We start from the raw sequence: 21,337 nt of genomic DNA, 5'->3' as shown, positions 1-21,337 counted from the left end.
CCGAGGAACAGATCGCTGCGCTACCCGACCACGCACTGCATCCGCTCGCGGATCTGTTCGCGCTGCTGGAGACCACTCCGTGAAGTGGGAGACCCGTACAGCTCTGCAAACCCCTGGGTGAACATGCTTTCGCACCCGTTCGGGGAGCGCGGCCTTGCCACGTACGTGGTCCTGGACCGGCAGCGCGAGGTCTACCTTGTCCGCATTGAGTGGCCGTAAGCCCGTGCCCGCTGTGTGCCCGTTCTCGTAACGACCAGCGGGGAGTCACGGGAACTCGCGGTCACTCGACCGGCACATGCCTAGGACAGCGCTTCCCCTGCTCAAAGGCCATGATCTTGAAAGAGTTCCCAAGCTGACAGCGCGGGTTCGATTCCCGCCACCCGCTCTTAACTGCTTCGTCTTCGCTTGTCAGGCGCTTCGCGCCTCTTGCTGCTCAGGCTGTGTTTCATGAGGCTGCGCCCCTGGTCGAGGGGCTGCCGCCCCTCGAGCTCCCCGGGCCGTTGACCGGTCGCCTGGGGTCATTTCGTATGGGCCTGTTGGATAGGTGTCCGGCAACCGCATGGCTATTCGGCCTGCGCACTCCACGTTGCCATCGTGCTGCGGATCGATGAGCAAGCCCTCGTTGTCGGTGGTGTGGTGCAGTATCAGCACACCGAATGACGGCGAGACAGGAGATCAGGGTGCCGCCCACCAACCAGCAGATAGCCAGCCACGCCTTTCTCAAGGGCATGTACCAGGACGGCTACTACCCCGACCACGTCGTTGACAAGGGCAGAGGGATCCTGCTGCGGTTGTGCGAGCGCATCGAGGCCGATGGGCCCTCGGATCTCGCGGCGCTGTACGCACTTACCCATGCGGCGACAGAGGAGTTCAACGAACTGGAGGCGGAATTCGAGGCGGCCGGCAGCGAGATCGAGACCGTGGCCCGCGAGGTGATCGCCGAGGACTTCTGGTTTGTGGCGACGGCCTACGGCTTCGTGGACGCGGACGTAGAAGAGTTGATCGCGACCCGCGATTGGTGACGCAGCAGCCCCCGGCCAAGGCGCATTCAGGAGTGGACACCGAGGCCCCACAGTAGAGGTCGAGCGCGTCGGACCAGTGCCGGCCGCGAAGGCCGCGTAGAGGACGACGCTGTTCTAGAGCGGATAAGAGCCTCCAACTCGTGAAGGTCGCCGGGCAGCACCAAGTCCACAACGAGCGCAGGTCGCCCTCCGCTGTTGAACACGCTTGCCAGCGCCCCAAGGACTGGTGCGGTCTTGCTGACGCTGAAGGGTGTCGGGCAGTCAGGGGCTCGACGACATGTTGAAGCTTCGTGAGTCGAGTGGCTTCGCAACCGGGGCGGGCAGGCCAGAGGCCCAGCGTCGATAGCTGAGCAGTTCTCCTCAGCTTCCGCGCGGTCCAGGACAGCCCGTCCAGGCCGAGCGCTCTGTTCTGCCGAGCCGGGTGGGGGCGCCTTCACAAAGGATCCCTTGCCTGCTTCCGCGCGGGAATCCGAGCAGACCAGGGCAACGGCAGACGGGATGATCAGTCGGGGCGAATGCGCGCGGTGCGCGGGCGATGCTTCCGTTCCCAAACCGTGTCATGAGAAGCTGCGCTGATGATCCGAACCGGGACGTAGGAGTCGATAGTGCGCAGGAGGCCGCAGCAGGGGCCGCCACCCAGCGACGCTGAGACTGCCGAGTACATGCGAAGCCTGGCTGAGCTCTTCGTGGAGCACACACGCGAGGACGGATACTTCTTCGATTGGGACCCGGCGTTCATTCACCACCTCGACAACTACTGCACCGAGTTCGCCGCCTCGAAGCCGCCTCCTGAGGTGATCCACAGCGTGATCATGAGTGCGGGGGCGTATCTGGGCGAGATGATCGTCCGAAACAGCGACTGGAAATGGGTGTACTGCACGGATGAGAACGCCGCGGCCGTGGAGAGCCCTGAGGAACTTCGGGGCTATCCGCACAACAAGGTCGCTAAGCGGATCCACAACGGGAGCGAGCATGACCTTGAGGCGTTCTTCAGGTACGCCATGACAGGCGAGGTGCCGCGCGGCACAACCGCCCGAGTCATCAAGCCTTCATGGTGGCAACGATTGAGGTCGAGAGTCTGATCGTCGTGCCATAGCGTGCCATCAGCGTGCCATTAAGGGCGGCAACGAGAAGTCAACGACGGTCACTCACGACCGGCCTCAGCCTTAGGTCAATGCCCTACGAGGCGTGATCTGTGCAATTCCCATGCTGGCAGCGTGGGTTCGAATCCCGTCACCCGCCCTCCGTTGCGTCGCCTTCGTGGTCTCGTCTGTGGACACGTCTGTGGAAATCCTCTGGGCTGATGTTCTTGTGGCATCAACTACGCTGCGCCCGCACGACACTGCCGAATAGTTCGGGACACTGGGCCGGGCACCGCACGCCAGCCTGTCGTGCCAACCGAACGCACCGGCCGGGGTTGCGGTGCCACCGCACCCATATACCCGGCGCGGTCGCAGCACGTACTCGGGGCCGATCCCGGATCCACCAAGCATTTCTCACCGCAGCTCACTGGAGAAGCCGAAGGGGTGTTTCTCCCCTGGCAGCTTCCGCGACAATCATCACGTGATCGATCATTACCGCAATCTCTTCAATCAGCAGCAGTGGTTCGAAAGCGGACTCTGTTGGACCGTAGTGCAACCCCTCGACGAAGAGATCACAGTGGACGACCTCCTGTGGAGGCTGAACGGAGGTCGTGACCCCGAGGAACGCATCATGGCATACCCCCGAGAGGAAGCCGGCGAAGAATTCCTGCCGGTGCTTTTCGTCTACGAGGGTGAAGGAGCCTGGGGTTTCCTCGAGTTCTCCCACGGCTTCGCCACGCCCGACCACGTCCTCGCCGAACTCAGTAAGAAATCACGTGTGTGGATGACGACCTGGCACTTCAACGGGGGATACACGATCCTCTACGCGGCCGACGGAAAGATCAGAGCGCGGATGCGTAACTTCGTCTTCGCCGAGCACATCATCGAGGAGGGCGATCCGAGCATCCTGGCCGAATTCCGCGCCATGCTCGACCGCCTCGACCGGGAGGATTACCGCGGCAAGCTCAGCGCGGCATTCGCCTTCATTGAGGCGTCCACCGGCATGGGTATCGAAGCCGAATGGCTGGATGTGGAAGAGGCGCCCGTCATCGTCCTCGACAACTGGGAATGAGGTCTGAACCGCAGTGGTCGACCCCAGCGCTGGTAAACGTCAAAGCCACGCCTCCGGCGGCGACGCTCCAGCTCCGGGATGATCGCCACGCGTCACGCCGCGCACGTAAGTGGCTGAGGTGGACGCCTGATCATCCACCCACCATCGACCCGGAACTAGCTGTACTGACCACAGAGGTCAGGTACGGGACGACACGACCTGAATGTTCTGGTGAACAGGTGAGGACCTTCGGCTCGGTGTGGATTGCGACATCTGCACCTGAACCAGGAATGCATCGCCGGAGGGTTGGGCCTGCGCGACCCCGCCCGTATGAAGCTGGCCTGGCCCCGCGCGTCATCATTGGCGCTCCGATCTCGTCAGCACCCATCCCGCCGTGGGATGGAACACCAGCAAGCGGCCTCCTTAGCGTGGAACAGGTTGAACTTGGTGCCAGCCCGCGCCAGAGCGCTGGCGCAACCGGCGTTGACGTGCTGACGCTGGCCTTGATCGTGGAAGGCTGGACACACACATGGACCGCCGAACCACGCTCTGGCCGGAGTTAGGCCGTGTTGCTGGAGGAGGCCGGTGAGCCGGGGGCGCCCCAGGCTTCGCCGTCGAGCGGCGCCATTCCCAGTGCGGGCCACGCCTCCCGCCTGCGAGGGTGCGGCCGCGTGGTGTCCATCTCGCTGCATAAACTGGTTGCTCGTGTCCTGTCTGTGAGGTCAACGTACACACACGTCGGTTTCCCGTTCGACTGAAGGACTGAGCCGTGCCCGACCGACCTGAGATTGTCTGCATTTGCGGCTCTATTCGGTTCGTCGACGAGATGCGTGCGGCGAACCGTGATCTGACCCTCGCCGGTGTCATCGTCGTCGCGCCAGGCGAAGCAGATGAGTTGATCACTAACGAGCAGAAGACCGCGCTGGACGCCCTCCACCTGCGCAAGATCGACCTGGCTGACCGGGTTCTGGTCGTCAACCCAGGCGGGTACATCGGCGAATCCACGAGCAGAGAGATCGCATATGCCCGCGCCACCGGCAAGCCGATCTCGTTCACCGATCCCGTCTGACCAGCAGACGCTTCGCGGCGCCCGGTCAGCCTCGGAGCGTGTTGCTGGAGGGGCTTCGACATTGTCGGGCGCAGCCTTGCGCTGTGTCGCGTGACGCGGCGTGTGGCCGTGCTCGGGCCTCTGTTCCCCGCTGCGAACGCTACGGGGGCCGTCCGCCGGGAGACCGACGCACAGCGGTTTCGCTCCTGTCGCTCAACCTGCCGCCGGCGCGCGGCGTCGATTCACCTACCTTTGAGATCACGGACAACACCGCCAGAGAGGTGCTGCCGATCCTCGACCAGGTGTTCAGGGATATTCGGGAGCGGAGCAAGCCTGCATGACCATCGACGCCCGAACTGTTCTCCCCATCGCCGAACGACTTGCCGTGTCGATCGCCAGCGAGATCGTCCGTACCAAGGCTCCTGGCGTCATCACGGCCAAGGGAGACCGGGACATGGCGACGGAGGTGGAATACGCCGTGGAACAGGCCGTACGGGAGCTCTTGTCCCGAGAGACGCCTGAGATCGGATTCCTGGGCGAGGAGGAAGGCGTCAGCCACCTGGGCGACGGTCTCATGTGGGCGCTGGACCCCGTGGACGGAACCATCAACTTCCTGCACGACATCCCGCCCTGCGGCGCCTCCCTCGGGCTGATCGACAAGGACACGTCCACCCTCGGAGTAATCGATCTGCCCTTCCTCAACCTCCGCTACGCGGCGGCCGAAGGCGCTGGCGCTGTGGTCAACGGCTCGGAGACTCGAGTGAGCGATGCCCGCGAGCTGCAGACCGCGATCGTGGCGATCGGCGACTACGCCGTGGGGAGAACGCCGACGAGCGCAACCGGCTGCCCTGAGACGGGGGCCTCAGTTCCGGGCTGATCGCTACGAGCACGAGTCCAGGACGTAGTAGCTGAGGTGGGCCTGCTCGACATTGAACGCCAGGCCATTCGGCGTGCCGTACCAACCGCACGCTCTGGTCGAGGTCGCCGCGCCACCGCACCGATGCGACCCAACGCGCGGCAAGGCAGTCACGCGTGTTCTGCGGAGCAGCGCGTCAGTTGCGGGTCAGGACACGGGTGATGCCTGCGATAAGGGCGGTGGCGAACACCCATCCGAGCAGGATCAGCACAGATGCCACCCACTGAGCCACACCCTGGTGTTTGAAGGCGCTTTCCTGGCCCAGGTTGATGATCGGCAAGAGCACGTCCGCCGTGTACAGCACCGGCTGATAGAGGGGATGCTCACCGGCCTTGATCGGCTGCGGCTGATGGTAGGTGAAGAAGACACTTCCCGCGGTCAGCAGAGCCAGCACCCACAGCGCTGCCCTCCCAGGCCGATAGCCGTAACCGACCAGGCCGTCGAGCAGGTAGCCCCAGATCCTGGCATACCAGGGGCGCGATGCGCGGTGGCGACGCTGCTTGGCCAGCAGCACCCGCCGAGCCTCCTCGTCGTGCCCTTGACGGCGGTAGTACGCCGCCAACTGCTCGTACGGTTGAGCCCTGTACTCCTTCCCGCATGCCCTCAGCCAGTGCAACCGCTCCCGCGCCGGCAGATCCGGCTCCAGATCGTTGTACACGAGCTCGTTGACGTCCATGCTGGCCGGCCAGCACGCGGGATTGTCGAACAACGTCCGGACCCGCGTGCCGCTGAAATCCACGTCGCCGTCAACGACGAATCCTTGCGCCATCCACAAGGAGGCGGCCTCTACGTCCACACAGCTCAAGGCGACCCTGCCAGGGTTCGTCAGACGGGCATCGTTGAAGCCGATCTGGCCGGTCACGCGAGCCCCGGACAGGCGGATCTCGCCTTCCGCCTGGAACCCTTGCTGGCAGAACATGCCTCCATCGACGACCAACTGGTCGGCGCTGAGGGCGTCCTGCGTCGGGTTGATCAGACGTGCGCCGTTGAAGTTGAGCTGACCGGCCACGCGGGCCCCGAGGAGACGGACCTCACCTTCCGCCTGGAAACCGTCTTTGCAGAACATGCTTCCCTCGACGAATAATTGGTCTGCGTTGAGGGCGTTCCCCTGTGGGTTGGTCAAGCGTGCGCCGCTGAAGTTGAGTTGACCCGCCACGCGGGCCCCGAGGAGACGGACTTCACCCTCCGTCTGGAAGCCATTCCGACAGAACATGTCTCCCTCGACGACCAATCCGTCGGCGTTGAGGGCGTTCCCTTGCGGATTGGTCAAGCACGCACGACTTAAGCTCAGGTGGCCGGCGATATGAACGTCGGTGAGTACGACGCTCTGAAGTCGGCACGCATCCAGGACCAGATGTCCCTCGATCCTTGCGTTGTCGGCCTCCAACCGCGGGATGGTGCTGCCGGTGAGGTTCACCGACCGAACTGTCGCTTCGTCCAGGCATATCGGCTTGTCGAAGCTGCACTCCCGCAGGAGCAGAGGAGCTCTTACTTCCGCGTAGGCCAACGACAGGTCACCGATCACTCGGGCTCCCGCCAGTCGCAGTATCGCTACCCGGCCAGGATCCGGCTCCACCGCCGCGAGCAGCAACGCGACGATGAGCTCGGCCCGCACCTGCCGCTCTCGGCCCCACTCCGCGCTGCGCTCGGGATCGTCCTTCTCCTGATCCCCCGTCCGCAGATCGAGAAGGTCACCACGTAAGAACATGTCGCATAGCCGGCGCTCGACCTCCGAAAGCTCTCCCAGGCTCGAATCGGAGGTGAAGGGAAGCCTCTCGTGCATAGGCTTGATTGTCGTCGAATCAGCCGTGACCCGCTTCCCTTTGCCCCGATGCGGACAAGGTCGCAAGCCGAGCGTTCACGCGACCACTAGCCAGACGGCACGTGGCCCTCGGGCGCCCGATCAGTGGGCTGAGCGGTCTCGGCGATGATGGAGGCCGTTACATAGAAGCCGTCCGGGGCGATCTGCGTCACTCCGTCGAGGCGGACTTTCCGCTCATCCGCAGTGATCACGTGGGCCTCGAAGTGGGAGTACCTGAGATCCTGCGACCAGACCCGTTCGAGCTCCGCGGCGAGCTCCGCCGTCGAACACCCCGGCACCGCCTGGCACGTGGCAGCGATCAGGCTGCTCCTGTCGCCGGTGCGGCGAACCGACACCTCGTTGATCAACGGCGACTGCCACAGGTAGGCGTCGAAGTCCATCGCCATGCCATCCAGGTCGTCCCCGGCGCTCGGGAAGGACTCGCTCATCACCGACTGCTTCACCGCGGCGAACTCCGCAAGGTCCATCGAGGAAGCGTCCCATCTCCACGTCACGCCGTGATCACCGTGCGATCGGCCAGTGTGACCTCGGCGGGGAACGGACCGTTCGCCGGATCGGATGGCCAGGTCCGATGAGGGGAAAGGCCACCTCTCGGCGGGAGGTGGCCTTCACGCGAAAGGCGAGGGTCAGGCTCGGGCGGTCACCAGGGTCGCCGCGGTCTCCGAGTGGACGCCGGTCTCGTCCGTGCAGTGCGCCAGATTGGCGCGTACGGCGGCCGTGAGGTCGGCGCGGCGCGAGCCGATGTACGGGCTCACCGCGGAGAAGTCGAACAGGCAGCAGATCGCGTCAGGCCCGCCGGCAACGGTGACCGGCAACGTCCATTCACGCAGCTCGACGTCGGCGAAGCCCGCCTCCCTCGCCAGCGTGGCCACCTCGGCCCCGGGCAGGGACCACGGCTCCTGGAAGAGGGCCGCCTTGTCGGGGCCGAGGACCGAGGCCACGGCGTCGTGCAGGGCGCGGAAGAGCGGGTTGCGGTGCAGCGGCTGCCAGGTGGCGATGGCGATCCGCGCGCCGGGGCGGGCGGCCCGTCGCATCTCGGCCAGCGCCGCGCCGCGGTCGGGCACGAACTGCAGGACCTGCTGCATGGTGATCAGGTCGAACGCCTGGTCGGAGACGTGCAGCAGGGTGGCGCCGCATTCCGCGTACTGGATGGGGGCGCCGTCGACGGGAGGGAGTTCGGCGGCGAGGGCGAGCATGGCGGGGTTGAGGTCGGTGCCGACCACGGCGCCGGTGGGGCCGACCGCCTTGGCCAGCGCCCGGGCGACGGTGCCGGGGCCGGTGCCGACGTCCAGTGCCTTGGTGCCGGGGGCCGGCGCCAGCGCTTCGACCAGGTGCTCCGCCCACGGTTGGAAGATCGACGGGAGCAGGATGTCCTTGTACGGGCGCACCTGGCTGACATCGAATGACGTGTCCGCGGTCATGGTGGTCCGGGACCTCGTGGCCGCTTCCATGGTCTCGGCCAGGATGTCGACCTCGTCGGCGGAGTTGTACAGGTAGAAGGAGGCCCGGATCGCGGCGGGGACGCCGAACCGGCTGCACGCGAGTTGCGCGCAGTGGTTGCCGGACCGGACGGCGATGCCCGCCTCGTCCAGGCTCGTCCGCATACGTTGCAGCGGGATGCCGTCCACCACGAACGAGAGCAGCGGCAGCCGGTCCACGGTGTCGGTCGGGCCGATGAAGCGGACGCCGGGCACGTCGCCGAGCCGGTCCAGCGCGTACTCGATGAGGGCCTGGTCGTGGGCGGCGATCGCGTCCATGCCGATCTTGCTCAGAAAGTCGCAGGCGGCGCCGAGGCCGACGGCCTGCGCGACCGGGGGCGTGCCGGCCTCGAACTTGAGCGGGGGCGCGGCGTAGTGCATGGCGTCCACCGCGACGTTCTCGATCATCTCGCCGCCGCCGAGGAAGGGTGGGAGCGCCTCCAGGAGCTCGTACCTGCCCCACAGGGCGCCGATCCCGGTGGGGCCGCACATCTTGTGGCCGGAGAACGTGACGAAGTCGGCTCCCAGCGCGGTGACGTCGATGCCGAGGTGGGGGACCGACTGGGCCGCGTCGACGACCATGAGGGCGCCGACCTCGTGCGCGCGGGCGGCGATGGTGGCGATGGGGTTCACCGTGCCGAGGATGTTCGAGGCGTGGACGACCGAGACGACCTTGGTCCGATCGTTGATCTTCTCGCGCAGGTCGGAAAGGTCCAGGCGGCCGTCGTCGGTGATGCCCAGGTATCTGACCTTCGCGCCCACCCGCTCGGCCAGCAGCCGCCAGGGGATCAGGTTGGAGTGGTGCTCCATCTCGGTCAGGACGATCTCGTCGCCGGGGCCGACGCGGAGCCGCCCGTCCGCCCAGATGACCGCGTTGGCCAGCAGGTTGACGGCCTCGGTCGCGTTCTTGGTGAACACGATCTCCTCGGCTCGCGGGGCCCGTACGAACGCGGCGATCTTGCTTCGGGCGCCTTCGTACAGCTCGGTCGCCCGTACGGCCAGCCGGTACACGCCGCGGTGCACGTTCGCGTTGGCGCGGATGTAGTAGTCGTTCAACGCGTCCAGGACGACGGCGGGTTTCTGCGTGGTGGCGGCGCTGTCGAGGTAAACGGGTGGGCGGGAACCGTCAGGGGCGGTTTCGAAGAACGGGAATTCCTTCCGAATCGACTCGACGTCGATCGCCATCGTGGTCTCCTCCTGCCGAATGGTGTAGCGGCAGTGTCGGCGGAGCCCGGCCGGCTGGATCCAACTGGAGTTGCGTCATCGCGACCCTCCAGAATAGCCGACATTTCAGGCGGGTATGGGCGGCAAATAGTTGCCGTCATTTCAGGCCATCGAGGGCCTGGAAATTCGTCACCTAATGTGGCGATATGGTCGGCGATTTCTTGGTGGACGGCGCGCGGATCATGGCCAGACGCCGCTCGCGCGGCCTTACCAGGCGAACCCTGGCCGACCTGGTCGGCTGCAGCGAGGAATGGCTCCGGCTGGTCGAGAACGGGGTGAAACCCCTGGACCGGCTGTCGACCATCATGCGGATCGCCGAAGTGCTCCGCGTCGAGGACCTCTCCGAGCTCGTCGGCGGCCCGACGAAACTCCCACCCGCCCGCGACCCCGGCGAATCCGACGACGTGGGGAACGCGCTGCTGCTGCCGGGCCGGTTCACCGGTGAGGCGGCCGAGAGCGTGCCGCGGGTGCGGCACCACGTGATGGCGGCGTGGGAGATCTGGCAGCGCTCGCCCCGCCGCTACACCGAGACGCGCCGCCGCCTGCCGCCGCTGCTGTCGATGGCCGATCTGTCGGCCAGGAGCGCCACCGGCGCGGACCGGGAAGCCGGTACGGCCGGCCTCACCCAGGTGTACCGGCTGTTCGCGGCGCTGCTGCGAAGCTGCGGCCAGCACGCGCTGGCCCTGGTCGCCGCCGACCGCGCGGTGGCCTCCTCGGGAGGCTCGGCGATCACCCAGGCCGAGGTGGCGGGCGTGCTCGTCTCGCTCGGCCGGTACGCCGACGCGCACTGGCTGTGCCAGGCGGTGATCGGAGACCGGCCCGAGTCGCTGGAAGTCACCGGGCTCTGCTACCTGACGGCCGCGCTCGCCGCTGCCGAGGAGAGCGACGTGCTCCGCACCGAGGAGCTGCTGAACCACGCCCGCAAGATCGGTGACCGGCTGGGGCCGGAGTTCGCGTTGGAGGTGGAGCTGCACCGGGTGGCGGTCTCGGTCCGTACGGGCCGGTACGCGCAGGCGATCCGCCTGGCGGCGGGCGTCGACGTGGACCGCCTCCCCGACAAGGACCGCCAGGCGCGGCACCTGCTGGCCGTGGCGACCGCGCACGCGATGAACGGCGACTCCGGCGCGGCCATGGCGCTGCTGTGGCGGATCGTCGAGGGCTGCCCGGAGGAGCTGCGGTTCAACGCGGACGCCGGGCCGGTGCTGGCCCGGTTGCGGGCGATGGACTGCGAGTCGACCCGGGGCGAACTGCGGGAGATGACCCGGAGCACCGCTTGACGCGCCAGGTCAGGTGAGCGGATCTTCGTCGGCGGTGAGGGTGACGAGGTAGCCGATGAACTCCCGCTCGCCCTGGTTCGGAGTCCACCCATCGGCGGAGGTCAGCGGCGAAAGGACTCCGTCGACCGGGTAGAAGTAGGCGTCCTTCCCTTCGGCGAGCCGCATGCGGGCGTGGACCGCCGAGATGCCGGCGACCTGGGCTTCGACGCGCATCTGGTCGGCGGACGGCTCGTCGTGGTGCTCCTCGCTCCACTCGATCGTGGCGGCGGTCTCCTCGCCGAGGGCCTGGGCCAGCCACGCCCGGTCGGCCGGGACCAGGGTCCACGAGACCGTCGCGCCGACGCTGAACGGCTCGCCGCAGCACTGCATCTGCCAATCGGCGACCCAGACGTTCCATCTCATCCCGTCAGTCTCCCTCGTCGACCAGCCTCAGAGCGCTCGGGGACTCGCCGGCTGACGTCGCTCTCTGCGACAGGTTCGCCCGGGCATGGGCCTCCACATCGGGATGCGGATCTTCGGCGAGTATCCGTAAGACGGCTTCCGGCGCGGTGGGATCCATGGCCAGGCGACATCGCACGTAGATCGATCGATCACGGGCGAGGCACCGCAGTTCGTCGAGAGGGAGCCATTCCGGCTGCACCGCGGCTTCGCGTACGACGGCGGACCTGTCGTTCGCGAGCAGGCGGAGTTGATCCACCGTGAGGCGGAAGTTCCGCGCCGCACCGGCGCGTACCTGGGGATCGGCGTCGGCAACGAGGGTCGCCAGGATGTCCGGCGCATCGGTCCGGGCCGCGAGGGGTCCGTGGTCATGGCCCGCAGGATCTCGGGGGGCGTACTCGGATCGCCTGCGACGCCCGCCCGGACGCCGACCTTCTTGTCGCGAGCGCGTACGCCGAGGTCGGCCTTGCCGGTGCCGCCGGCTGCCTTCGAGGCGGTGGGCCCTTGGTGCACCGTTCAGTCCTCCCGTACGTGAGCATAAATCGCGGGATTTACCGGTATCTGGTGACGATAATGGCCGGCGTGACAGAGGTCCGGGTTGTGGTCGCCCATCGTGAGCGGGCGACGTTGCGTGCCGGTGACGTGTTCCTGAAGATCGACGCCGATCAGACTCGCACCGACGTCGAGGTCGAGGCGATGGGCATGGCGCCGGTGCCCACCCCGGAGGTCCTGTGGCGCAAGCCGCCGGTGCTCGCGCTCGCCGCTCTCCCGGGGCGGGCGCTCGGCCGGCTGGGCGAGCCGTCGACCGCGTCGCCGGCGGCGTGGGCCGCGGCCGGCGCCGCCGTGCGCAAGCTGCACGAGGCGCCGCTGCCGCCGTGGCCCGGCCGGAGCCTCGACGAGGTCGCGTCGCAGCTCGACGTCGAATGCGAGTGGCTCGTGGCGAACGGCGTGCTTCCCGCCGACCTGATCACGCGGAACCGCGAGGTGGCCGAGGCCGCGCTCCGGCCGTGGACGCCGGTGTTCACGCATGGCGATCTGCAGGTCAGCCACGTGTTCGTGGACGGGGACGAGATCACCGGCGTGATCGACTGGTCCGAGGCCAGCCGGGGGGACGCCCTGTACGACCTCGCCACGCTGACGCTGGGACACGAGGAGCACCTGGACGACGTCGTCGCCGGCTACGGGGCGGACGTCGATCTCGACGTGATCCACGGGTGGTGGTCGCTGCGGAGCCTGCTGGGGATCCGCTGGCTGACCGAGCACGGCTTCGACCCGACCCTGCCGGGCTGCGAGGTCGACGTGCTGCGCGCCCGGATGTGAGGCGCCAGATCGCGGCGCCGGTCGCGTCGTCGGCCTCCGCCAGGCTGGGGATGTGCCTGCGGGGCATCACCAGTACGTGACCGGGGGTGGCCGGTTGGTGGTCGAGGATGGCCACCACCGTTTCGTCGGCGTGGACGATGCCGGCCTCGGTCCGGCCCGCGATGATCGCGCAGAAGACGCAGGGTTCGTCGGTGCTCATGGCGTTCTGTGGGCGAGGAAGAAGGCTTGCGGACCTGAGCGGGGCTTCTCGGTGTCGTCGGGCTCGCGGATGAGCCGCGCGTCGAGGACGAGGCCGGAGCCGGTCAGGAGTTCGGCGATGAGCTCGGGCGGCGTCCAGTAGATGTCGAGGGACAGTTCGTGGCCGTAGCCGCGCTGGGCGTGGCGGTGTTCGTCGCCGGCCTTGAACGCGATCAGGAAGTGGCCGCCCGGGGCGAGCACGCGGTGGATCTCGGCGAAGACCGTCGGTAGCACCGCCGGTGGGGTGTGGACGGTCGAATACCAGGCGACGGCGCCGCCGACGGCCTCGTCCGCCAGGTTCAACGCGGTCATCGTGCCTTCTTCGAACCGCAGCCCGGGGTACGTCCGGCGGGCGATCGCCACCATTTCCGGCGACAGGTCGATGCCGAACGCGTTCACCCCGAGGTTCCGCAGGTGGGCGGTGATCCGCCCGGGACCGCAGCCGAGGTCGGCCACCTCACCGGTCTCCGGAGTCCGTACGAGTTCGGCGAAGGCCGCCAGCATGGCGCGGTCCAGCGGCTTGGTGTCGAGCTCGTCCCGGAGGAGTTCGGCGTAGTCGGCGGCGACGGTGTCGTACGCCTGCCGGGTGGAACTCAGGTAGGCGGGCTCGGTCATGGTCAAGGACGATAGCGCCGATATCATCGCCGTCGTGGCGGATTGGGAGCTTCGTCCGGCTTCGGCCGCGGACGTGGATGCGGTGGCCGAGTTGCGGGCCGTGGTGCTGAGGCCGGATCTGGAGCGGCTCGGGCGGTACGACGCCGTACACGTGCGGGAGCGGCTGCGGAAGGCGTTCACGCCGGCGCACACCTGGGTGATCGAGGTCGCCGGAGCCTGGTCCGGATGCGTGGCGCTGCGGCCCGATGGTGACGCGTACTGGCTGGAGCATTTCTACCTGGACCCGGCCACGCAGGGCAGGGGCATCGGCGGCGCCGTGCTGCGCAGCCTGCTGGAACGGTGTGACCGCGAGGGCGCCGTGGTCTGGCTGGACGTGTTGCAGGGCAGCGCGGCGCGGCGGCTGTACGAGCGGCACGGGTTCGCGGTGGAGGTCGAGGACGAGGTGGACGTCTTCATGGTCCGCCGACCGTCGACGGGCGGGGATCACCGCTCTCTCTGATGCGGGGGCGACGCGCGACGCATCTCGTGCCTGATCGCCAGGCGGATCGTCCAATAGAGACCGAAGAAGACCAGCATCGCGGGGATGACCCAGAGCACCGCGATGAGAAGGATTTCGACAGCCCCGATATTCATCGTTCCTCCGTGCGGGGAAACCGGCGTGTGCTGCCATCATGGTGTCATGCCGGACGACAGTACGGGAAAAGGCCGGGCGGGAGAGAGCGCGCTGCTGGCCGTGGTGAAGGAGGCCGAGCCTTTCGTCGCGCACTGGCGGCGGCGTTTCGATTCTTTCACCGAAACGGGGGTTCCGGCGCACGTCACGGTGCTCGTGCCTTTTCTGGACGCCGACCAGATCGACTCGGCGACGGAGCGCGAACTCGGGCTGATTCTCGGCGCGCATGCCCCTTTCACCGTCCGTTTCGAAAGGTGCGGTCGTTTTCCGGAGGTGCTTTATCTCGAACCGGCGCCCGGCGGGCCGTTCCGGGAGTTGACCGGGGCCGTGGTGAAACGGTGGCCGGAGGCGCCTCCTTATGGCGGGCAGTTCGCGGAGGTCGTACCGCATCTCACGGTCGCTCATGGCCAGGACGAGCGGGTGCTCGGCGAGGTGGAGGCCGAGGTGAGCGCGCGGCTGCCGTTCGCGGCGCAGGTCACGTCGATCAGCCTTTACGTGAGTGACGGCGACCGGTGACACGAGCGGGCCGAGTTTCCGCTTCTCGGCTGATCTCGATATCGCCGGAACCGCGCGCGTGTGAAGATGGGGCCATGAATGGGACGGCGGTTGCGGGGGAGTCCGCGTTACGCAGGGTCGCCTATCTGGCGGTGGTGCTCGTGGCCGGGGTGGCGTTCCTGGCCGGGGTCTTGATGCTGGCTCCGGGAAAGCAGGAACGGGCGGCTCTGGAGAATGAGCGTTTCGTACGCTCGGCCGCCGCGATGGAGGAGGTCGCCCGCACGCTCGGCGAGGGCGAAGAGCTCGGGGCGCGGAATATCGGGGAGCTCTCGTTCGAGACGATTCACCGCGAGGACGACCTGGTCTACTTCGCACAGGGCCGGGACATGGACAATCAGCCTTATGGATATGTGTGGACGCCGCCGGGCGGGCCGCACTGGACGTTCGCGGAGCGGGAGGACGTCCGGCCGGTGCGCGGCCCCTGGTTCGAATACCACCTCAACGTGAATCTCACCGCCGCGGGCAGGTCGAGGTGAAAGCGGTCGTTCAGCGGGCGTACGGGTCGCCGGACCTTCTTGAGGTGCGCGAGGTCGACAGGCCGGCGGTCGGTGACGACGAGGTGCTGGTGCGGGTGCGCGCGGCGTCCGTCCATCCGGACGTGTGGCATGTCGTGAGCGGCCGTCCTTACGTGTTGCGCCTGATGGGGAACGGGCTGACCAGGCCGAAGCTGCGCATTCCCGGCACCGACATGGCGGGCCTGGTGGTGTCGGCGGGCAAGGACGTGAGCCGGTTCCGGCCGGGTGACGAGGTCTTCGGGGAGACGGTACGGGGTTACCAGTGGCGCAACGGCGGCGCGTTCGCCGAGTACGTCGCGGTTCCGCAGAGTGCGCTGGCGTCGAAGCCGGGCAATGTGTCGTTCGAGCAGGCGGGGTCGGTGCCGACGGCCGGGCTGATCGTCCTGCAGAACCTGCCCGAGGGGCGGGTGCGGGCCGGGCAGCGCGTGCTGGTCAACGGCGCGGCCGGTGGGGTGGGGGCCCTGGCCCTGCAACTGGCCAAGGCCGGCGGGGCGTCCGTCACCGGGGTCGACCACGGGGCGAAGCTGGATCTGGTGCGGGACCTCGGGGCCGATCATGTCATCGACTACACGCGGGAGGATTTCACCCGGACGGGCGAGCGGTATGACCTGATTTTCGATGTCCCGGGGAATCATTCCTTCGCGGACTGCCGTAAGGCGTTGACGCCCGACGGGATGTACGTCCTCATCGGGCACGACCATTTCGGCGGCGTCGGCAGCCGCTGGCTGGGGAGCCTGCCGCATTTCGTCCGCCTGATGGCGCTCTCGCCGTTCAGGAAGCAGTTGCCGAAGGTGAACGCCGCGACGCCCGACAAGCAGGCGCAGCTCGCCGTCCTGCGCGGGCACCTGGAGTCGGGCGCGATCACGCCGCTCGTCGACAGGACGTTCGCGCTGGACGAGGTGCCGCAGGCCATCCGCTACCTGGCGGAGGGGACGGCTCGCGGCAAGGTCGTCATCAGCCTCCCGGAGTGACGACGGCCCGCTCTGTTATGTGAACGTTACGGGACGCGGCCGGCGGCGCCGCGACCCCGCCCAGCGGCGCTCTGACCTGCGATGACGCATTCCTGTCAGCGGTCCCGGCCTCCTCGGCCGATTTTTTCCGCGTTATTGACCAAATTTGAGCGGCTTGGGCAGACTCTGCGGCACGCGCCGCTGTGCGGGAACGGGCCGCGCAGCCGGAGCCGACGTGGGAGGACGTTACTGATGACGAGTTCCGACAACCGGTTGTCCGTCGGCCGCAGGTCCCTGCTGACCGGGGTCGCCGGGCTCGTGGGGGCGGCGACGCTCCCCGCGACCGCCGCACAGGCCGAGCAGGCCGCTTCGGCGCTGCGCCGGCACCCGGCGAACTGGCCGGACCCGCAGCCCTACGGCCTCGCCGACACCCGGCCCGACCTGTGGCCGCGCCCGGACAACTCCTTCATCCTCCCGCTCGAACTGCGCCCCCGCGACCGCGAGCGCGGCCGGGTCTGGATGCGCGACACGTACGTCAACTGCTTCGTCGTCGGCGGCCGGCCGGTCTACGTCGCCACCGGCACCACCCGCGTGCCCGGCCTGGAGGCGGCAGGGCCGTGGAACGACGGCATCTTCGTGTGGCTCGCGCCCTCGTTGCGCGGGCCGTGGCGGCTCGTCGACACGACCGGCATCCGGCCCGGCGCCGAGAAGGGCAAGGTGTGGTCGCCCGAGTTCGCCGGCGAGAACCGGCCGGGGCGCATGGTCGTCGCGCCGTGGCAGGAATACTGGCACGACGACCAGTTCGGCAAGCGCGGCCAGGCGTGGGCGCCGGAGGTCCATTACTTCCGCGGCAGGTGGTACATCGTCGCGTGCATGGGCGACCACTCGCGCAAGGTCGGCTCGTTCATGCTCGTCAGCGAGGGCGGGATCGAGGGCCCGTACCGGCTCGTGGAAGGCAACCACGACAAGCCGTTCGGCGACCCGTTCATCGGCGGGCCCAAGTTCATCGAGCCCGGCGCCTACCACCACATCGACGGCAGCCTCTACACCGAGGGCGACGACGCCTGGCTGGTGCTGCACAACAACTTGTACGCCAAATTCCGGGACGACATGGAGGACATCGTCCCGGCGACCGGCCTGCCGCAGTTTCAGCAGCGGCTCTACACGCCGGAGCCTTATCTCGAAGGCGCGTACGTGTTCAAGCACGGCGGCAAGTATTTCCTCCTGCACGCGGCGTGGAACCGCACCTCGGTCAATGCCGACGGCAGCACCCGTTACGCCTACGACCCGCCAGGACCGGGGCGCACGCAATATCAATATGACGCGGTCATCGCCGTCTCCGACCGTTTCGGAGGCCCCTATTCGGAACGGTGGACCGCCGGGGTCGGGGCCGGGCACAACAACATTTTCGCCGACCGCAGCGGGCAGCTGTGGGCGACGTTCTTCCGCAACCCGAACTTCGGCTACTGGGCCGACCCGTCACGCCTGGCCGACACGGCGGTGCCCGGCGTCGTACGGCTGGAATGGACCGGCCCGCAGGGCAACCGCCTCTACGTCCAGCGGCGCAGACCGGGTCACGCGGACCGCGACTGACCTGCGGTGACTACTGGGGTTCGAGCAGCAGGTAGTCGATCTTGCCGTCGTCGCCGACGGAGATCCGCGTGTCGTACTTCTGCCCGGCCGGGATGGACGTCAGCCCGATCAGCTCGGTCGGCTTCGTGCTGCTCAACTCGTCCAGCTTCAGCCCGGCCAGGCCCTTGGCGAGCTCGTTGAACCGCGCGGCCGGAATTTCTTTCAGGAAAGCCGGGCTGAGGTGCTCCTTGAGCTCGTCGCCGGGAATCGGAGTGCGGTTGACCGCGCCCAGATACCACTCCAGTTGCGTGCCGACCGCGCTGTCGGGAATGGCGATCACCTTTTCTCCTCCGGCGGACGCGCACCCCGCCACGAGGACGGCTAACAGGACGAGCGAAGCGGAAACCAGTCGCATCAGGACTCCCAGCGTGGAAAACCAGTCAGCGAATGCTAGCGACCGGCGCCGACATCACCGGAAACGCCGGCGGTCCGTCACGGCGGGCCGGGGTCAGGGCGTGTCGCCGCGCAGGCGGCCGTACACCCAGCCGTCGCGCCACGCGCCCGCCCGGAACTCGATCGAACGCAGCACGCCCTCCAGCCGGAACCCGGCCTTCTCCAGGGACTTCTGCTCGGCGATGTTCTCCGGATGGGTGCGCGCCTCGATCCGCTCGGCCGGCGTGTGCGTGAACAGGTAGTCGCACAGCGCCGCCTGCGCCCGCCAGCCGACGCCGCGGCCACGCCAGTCGGGCAGCAGGGCGATGCCGATCTCCCAGTATTTCGCCAGGCCGTAGCCGCTCTCCCGCCAGTCGACGAACCCCGCGGTCCGGCCGTCCGCGGTCACGATGAGGCGGCTGTGGTCGGCGGCGAGGTAGCCGTCGAGGGCGAAGCGCCGCGCGTGGGCCTGGGCGTCGCGGAACCCGCCCCAGTCGAGCCCGATCAGGCCGGGCTCCGTCGCGAAACGGCGGAACATCTCCAGATCCGCCTCCGTCACCGGCCGCAGCACGACGGACGACACCCCCACGACAAACCTCCCCGAAGTCAGGCGTTACCCATCATGCCACCGGGAGGCCGGTTGGCGGGGTCCTTGATCCACGCGCGGATGCCGCGTCCGGCGAGCGGCTCCCCGGCGTAACGCGGCACCAGGTGGCAGTGCGCGTGCGCGACGCTCTGGCCCCCGACCGGGCCGACGTTCCAGCCCACGTTCCAGCCGTCGGGCGCGTGCGAGCCGGTGAGCTTGCGCTTCATCGCGTCGAGCAGCAGCCGGGTGGCCGTCCACTCCTCGGGGGTCAGGTCGAAGACGGTTTCGCGGTGGGCGAGCGGGAGCACCATGGCCGAGCCTTCGGGTACGGCGTCGCGGCTGAACATCGCGTAGCAGTGCTCGTCGGCCAGGATGATGTCGGGCTCGATCCGGGGAAGGCAGAACGGGCAGTCGGGCATTCGATCATCATGCGGGAAGGGCCTTACTTTCGACAGGGGGGTGGGGTGACGATCGGCAGATGATCGGCCGGGGCTGCCGGTGGCACGCTCACCCGGCATGAACGCATACTTTCCCGGACGATGGATCGGCGGTGCGGCCCTGGTGGCGGGGCCGGTCGTGCTGGCCGCCGGCTACCTGCTGCGCTACGTGGCCACGGTCACCGCGCTCAGCCCCGAGCAGCAGGCGTGGGCCGACGAGCAGCCGTTCGCCGCCTACGGTCAGCTGCTCGCCTACACCGCCGAGCCCGCCCTGATCACGCTCGCGTACGGGGTGTTCGCGCTGGGGATGATGCTGCTCTTCCCGGCGTTCGTCGCGCTGGCGCAGCGGGCCGGGGGCGGGCTCGCGTTCTGGGGCGGCGCGCTGCTGGTCGCCGGGCTGTTCGCCCGGCTGTACTTCGCGGGCGCCGACCAGACCGCGTTCCAGCTCACCGAATCGGCCGGGCTCGGGCGGGCGACGGACGGGGTGATGGCGGAGTACGTGGACATCGCGTACGGGCCGTGGCACATCCCGGTCATGGCCTCCGTCGGCCAGTACGCGGGCACGCTCCTGCTGGCCGTGGCCGCCTGGCGCTCGGGCGTCTTCGGCACCGCCCGCGCGCTGATGCTGCTGCTGGCGGGCGGCACCTGGGTGGGGGTGCTGAAGGGCGCCTCGATCCCGGACGTGCTGGTCACCGTGCTGCTGTGCGTGGCGCTGGTCCCGCTGGGGGTGGCGGTGCTGCGCGGGCGGGAGCCGGAGCCGGCGGGCCGGCCGAAGGCGCTGAGCTGGTGAGCTCAGACCGGCTCGGCGTCCCTGAACCGCTCGTGGGCGGCCTGCTTGGAGATCCCCATCGCGTCGCCGACCTGCGACCACGACGCCCCTCCGGCCCTGGCGGCGGCCACGGCCCGGTCGAGCAGGGCGCGCTGCCAGGCTTCCACCTGGGCGAGCAGGGTGAGGGCGGCGAGCGGGCGGTCGCCGGTGAGGTTCGCGACCTGCTCGCACAGCAGGTTCGACTTGATCACCAGCCAGTTGGGCGGGGCGGCGGCGAGCAGCGGGCCGGCGTGCTTGTACCACTGCTCCTCGGCCTCCTTCGCGCCCTGCGGCGAGGGCGGGAAGCGGCGCCGGTCGGCCCAGCCGCACGAGCAGGCGGCCTGGTAGCCGATGAAGGTCCTGGTGAACGCGCTGCCCGAGCGGGCGAGCTCGCCGTCGGGAAGCACGGGTGCCGCGAACCCCTCGTGGCCGGGGATGTCGCTCAGCTTCAAGGTCATGCCGTCAAGATACCCTGACGGTGACCCGGCCGGAAAAGGAGCGGTGATCGCGGCCGGGCGTCACTACGGTGATCGGGTGACCGGCTACGAGGATCTGGTGGAGCAGGCGGTCCGGGCGTCCGTGCGCGGCTGGGACTTCGCCTGGCTGCGAGGCAGGACGAGCGGCGGGACGCCCTCGTGGAGCTACACGGCCCGCGCGTCGGCGCTGCTCGCCTCGGCGCGCCGCCCGCTGGACGTCGACACCGGCGGCGGCGAGGTCCTGGCCTCCCTGGCGCCGCTGCCGCCGCGCACGGTCGCCCTGGAGGGCTGGCCGCCCAACCTGGTGGTCGCCGCCCGGCGGCTCGGGCCGCTGGGCGTGGCCGTGCTCGGCGGCTCCGCGGAGCTCCTGCCCGCCCGGGACGCGGCCTTCGACCTGGTGCTCAACCGGCACGGCGGGCTCGACGCGGCCGAGGTCGCCCGTGTGCTCGAACCCGGCGGGCGACTGCTCACCCAGCAGGTCGGCAGCCGCAACGACCTGGAGCTGAACGCCGCCCTCTGCGCGCCGCCCGCCGCCACGGCGGACGGGTGGACGCTCGACGTCGCGGTCCGCCGCCTGCGCCGCGCCGGCCTGCGCATCGCCGACGCCCGGGAGGAGATGACCGAGTACGTCTTCCACGACATCGGCGCCGTCGTCTTCCACCTGCGTGCCGTCCCGTGGCAGATCCGCGACTTCGACCACGAACGCCACGCGGGCCCGCTCCGCGCGCTGCACGAGCGGATCACGTCCGACGGCGGCTTCCCGGTGCGCAACCACCGGTTCCTGGTGGAGGCGGTGCTCGCCTGAG

At 68.5% G+C, this 21,337-nt stretch carries 24 protein-coding genes and 2 pseudogenes; 14 read left to right on the top strand and 12 right to left on the bottom strand.

The features are described from left to right. Positions 1-680: 680 nt before the first annotated feature. From AB0J53_RS00370 to AB0J53_RS00350, 5 genes are all read left to right on the top strand, one after another. The gene (locus AB0J53_RS00370; protein ID WP_364167431.1) at positions 681-1,022 is read left to right on the top strand and encodes a DUF5713 family protein; all 342 of its coding nucleotides are present in this window, start codon (positions 681-683) and stop codon (positions 1,020-1,022) included. A gap of 605 nt (positions 1,023-1,627) precedes the next feature. Further along, the gene (locus AB0J53_RS00365; RefSeq protein ID WP_364167428.1) at positions 1,628-2,104 is read left to right on the top strand and encodes a hypothetical protein; all 477 of its coding nucleotides are present in this window, start codon (positions 1,628-1,630) and stop codon (positions 2,102-2,104) included. A gap of 481 nt (positions 2,105-2,585) precedes the next feature. Further along, positions 2,586-3,176, top strand: a complete 591-nt coding sequence (locus tag AB0J53_RS00360) for a hypothetical protein (RefSeq protein ID WP_364167425.1) — start codon at positions 2,586-2,588, stop codon at positions 3,174-3,176. 748 nt (positions 3,177-3,924) lie between these two features. After that, positions 3,925-4,224 carry a hypothetical protein gene (locus AB0J53_RS00355; RefSeq protein WP_364167423.1) on the top strand — a complete coding sequence of 100 codons (300 nt, stop codon included), beginning with the start codon at positions 3,925-3,927 and terminating at the stop codon, positions 4,222-4,224. Positions 4,225-4,540: 316 nt separating this feature from the next. Next, a complete protein-coding gene (locus AB0J53_RS00350) occupies positions 4,541-5,080 on the top strand; it encodes an inositol monophosphatase family protein (protein ID WP_364167420.1) in 540 nt (179 codons plus the stop codon). Positions 5,081-5,255: 175 nt separating this feature from the next. Here the strand turns inward: AB0J53_RS00350 and AB0J53_RS00345 are convergent, their stop codons facing one another. The 4 genes and pseudogenes from AB0J53_RS00345 to AB0J53_RS00330 form a co-directional block, all read right to left on the bottom strand. Beyond that, positions 5,256-6,902, bottom strand: coding sequence for a hypothetical protein (locus AB0J53_RS00345; protein ID WP_364167418.1), 1,647 nt, complete (start codon positions 6,900-6,902; stop codon positions 5,256-5,258). Between the two features lie 86 nt (positions 6,903-6,988). After that, a complete protein-coding gene (locus tag AB0J53_RS00340; protein ID WP_364167415.1) occupies positions 6,989-7,408 on the bottom strand; it encodes a hypothetical protein in 420 nt (139 codons plus the stop codon). Between the two features lie 159 nt (positions 7,409-7,567). After that, positions 7,568-8,362 (bottom strand): methyltransferase domain-containing protein, encoded by a 795-nt coding sequence (locus AB0J53_RS00335; RefSeq protein WP_364168517.1) that lies wholly within the window; start codon positions 8,360-8,362, stop codon positions 7,568-7,570. Positions 8,363-8,374: 12 nt separating this feature from the next. Then, positions 8,375-9,604, bottom strand: a pseudogene (locus tag AB0J53_RS00330) (SufS family cysteine desulfurase); the annotation flags it as partial. 185 nt (positions 9,605-9,789) lie between these two features. On the opposite strand from AB0J53_RS00330, the gene AB0J53_RS00325 reads away from it, so the two are divergent. Further along, the gene (locus AB0J53_RS00325; RefSeq protein WP_364167412.1) at positions 9,790-10,920 is read left to right on the top strand and encodes a helix-turn-helix domain-containing protein; all 1,131 of its coding nucleotides are present in this window, start codon (positions 9,790-9,792) and stop codon (positions 10,918-10,920) included. 9 nt (positions 10,921-10,929) lie between these two features. On the opposite strand, the gene AB0J53_RS00320 is transcribed toward AB0J53_RS00325, so the two are convergent. After that, positions 10,930-11,322 (bottom strand): DUF6578 domain-containing protein, encoded by a 393-nt coding sequence (locus AB0J53_RS00320; protein WP_364167409.1) that lies wholly within the window; start codon positions 11,320-11,322, stop codon positions 10,930-10,932. Positions 11,323-11,349: 27 nt separating this feature from the next. Next, on the bottom strand, positions 11,350-11,871 hold the full coding sequence (locus tag AB0J53_RS00315; protein ID WP_364167406.1) for a hypothetical protein: 522 nt from the start codon (positions 11,869-11,871) through the stop codon (positions 11,350-11,352). Between the two features lie 69 nt (positions 11,872-11,940). Here AB0J53_RS00315 and AB0J53_RS00310 point away from each other — a divergent pair, with 69 nt between their 5' ends. After that, entirely contained in the window at positions 11,941-12,678 is a 738-nt protein-coding gene (locus tag AB0J53_RS00310; protein ID WP_364167403.1) for a phosphotransferase, read from the top strand. Positions 12,679-12,688: 10 nt separating this feature from the next. Here AB0J53_RS00310 and AB0J53_RS00305 read toward each other — a convergent pair. Together AB0J53_RS00305 and AB0J53_RS00300 are read right to left on the bottom strand one after the other, a co-directional pair. Further along, positions 12,689-12,877, bottom strand: a pseudogene (locus AB0J53_RS00305) (HIT family protein); the annotation flags it as partial. Continuing rightward, positions 12,874-13,530 (bottom strand): methyltransferase domain-containing protein, encoded by a 657-nt coding sequence (locus tag AB0J53_RS00300; protein WP_364167400.1) that lies wholly within the window; start codon positions 13,528-13,530, stop codon positions 12,874-12,876. The gene AB0J53_RS00300 and the pseudogene AB0J53_RS00305, both read right to left, overlap by 4 nt. Before the next feature lie 34 nt (positions 13,531-13,564). Here AB0J53_RS00300 and AB0J53_RS00295 point away from each other — a divergent pair, with 34 nt between their 5' ends. From AB0J53_RS00295 to AB0J53_RS00275, 5 genes are all read left to right on the top strand, one after another. Beyond that, the gene (locus tag AB0J53_RS00295; RefSeq protein WP_364167397.1) at positions 13,565-14,029 is read left to right on the top strand and encodes a GNAT family N-acetyltransferase; all 465 of its coding nucleotides are present in this window, start codon (positions 13,565-13,567) and stop codon (positions 14,027-14,029) included. 180 nt (positions 14,030-14,209) lie between these two features. Next, a complete protein-coding gene (locus tag AB0J53_RS00290; RefSeq protein ID WP_364167394.1) occupies positions 14,210-14,716 on the top strand; it encodes a 2'-5' RNA ligase family protein in 507 nt (168 codons plus the stop codon). A gap of 74 nt (positions 14,717-14,790) precedes the next feature. Next, positions 14,791-15,231 carry a hypothetical protein gene (locus AB0J53_RS00285; protein WP_364167391.1) on the top strand — a complete coding sequence of 147 codons (441 nt, stop codon included), beginning with the start codon at positions 14,791-14,793 and terminating at the stop codon, positions 15,229-15,231. Beyond that, entirely contained in the window at positions 15,228-16,241 is a 1,014-nt protein-coding gene (locus tag AB0J53_RS00280; RefSeq protein ID WP_364167389.1) for an NAD(P)-dependent alcohol dehydrogenase, read from the top strand. The genes AB0J53_RS00285 and AB0J53_RS00280 overlap by 4 nt, the downstream gene beginning before the upstream one ends. Before the next feature lie 231 nt (positions 16,242-16,472). Beyond that, positions 16,473-17,813: a family 43 glycosylhydrolase gene (locus AB0J53_RS00275; protein WP_364167386.1), complete on the top strand. Its 1,341-nt coding sequence runs from the start codon at positions 16,473-16,475 to the stop codon at positions 17,811-17,813. Between the two features lie 10 nt (positions 17,814-17,823). On the opposite strand, the gene AB0J53_RS00270 is transcribed toward AB0J53_RS00275, so the two are convergent. The 3 genes from AB0J53_RS00270 to AB0J53_RS00260 form a co-directional block, all read right to left on the bottom strand. Beyond that, on the bottom strand, positions 17,824-18,132 hold the full coding sequence (locus tag AB0J53_RS00270) for a Cpe/LpqF family protein (protein WP_364167383.1): 309 nt from the start codon (positions 18,130-18,132) through the stop codon (positions 17,824-17,826). 168 nt (positions 18,133-18,300) lie between these two features. After that, positions 18,301-18,813 carry a GNAT family protein gene (locus AB0J53_RS00265; RefSeq protein WP_219512546.1) on the bottom strand — a complete coding sequence of 171 codons (513 nt, stop codon included), beginning with the start codon at positions 18,811-18,813 and terminating at the stop codon, positions 18,301-18,303. A 17-nt stretch (positions 18,814-18,830) separates the two neighbouring features. Further along, the gene (locus AB0J53_RS00260) at positions 18,831-19,229 is read right to left on the bottom strand and encodes an HIT domain-containing protein (RefSeq protein ID WP_364167380.1); all 399 of its coding nucleotides are present in this window, start codon (positions 19,227-19,229) and stop codon (positions 18,831-18,833) included. 97 nt (positions 19,230-19,326) lie between these two features. Here AB0J53_RS00260 and AB0J53_RS00255 point away from each other — a divergent pair, with 97 nt between their 5' ends. Beyond that, entirely contained in the window at positions 19,327-20,037 is a 711-nt protein-coding gene (locus AB0J53_RS00255) for a hypothetical protein (RefSeq protein WP_219512544.1), read from the top strand. A 2-nt stretch (positions 20,038-20,039) separates the two neighbouring features. On the opposite strand, the gene AB0J53_RS00250 is transcribed toward AB0J53_RS00255, so the two are convergent. Further along, positions 20,040-20,513, bottom strand: a complete 474-nt coding sequence (locus tag AB0J53_RS00250) for a hypothetical protein (RefSeq protein WP_364167377.1) — start codon at positions 20,511-20,513, stop codon at positions 20,040-20,042. Between AB0J53_RS00250 and AB0J53_RS00245 the strand changes: the two genes are divergently transcribed. Further along, complete coding sequence (locus tag AB0J53_RS00245; RefSeq protein ID WP_364167374.1) at positions 20,512-21,336, top strand: class I SAM-dependent methyltransferase; 825 nt, start codon at positions 20,512-20,514, stop codon at positions 21,334-21,336. The genes AB0J53_RS00250 and AB0J53_RS00245 overlap by 2 nt on opposite strands. The last annotated feature ends 1 nt before the right edge of the window (position 21,337 follow it).

The sequence above is a fragment of the Nonomuraea sp. NPDC049725 genome, assembly GCF_040674795.1.
Lineage (GTDB): Bacteria > Actinomycetota > Actinomycetes > Streptosporangiales > Streptosporangiaceae > Nonomuraea > Nonomuraea ceibae.
The sequence above is the reverse complement of the archived record's forward strand: the minus strand, read 5'-3'. Positions and strand labels throughout refer to the sequence as shown.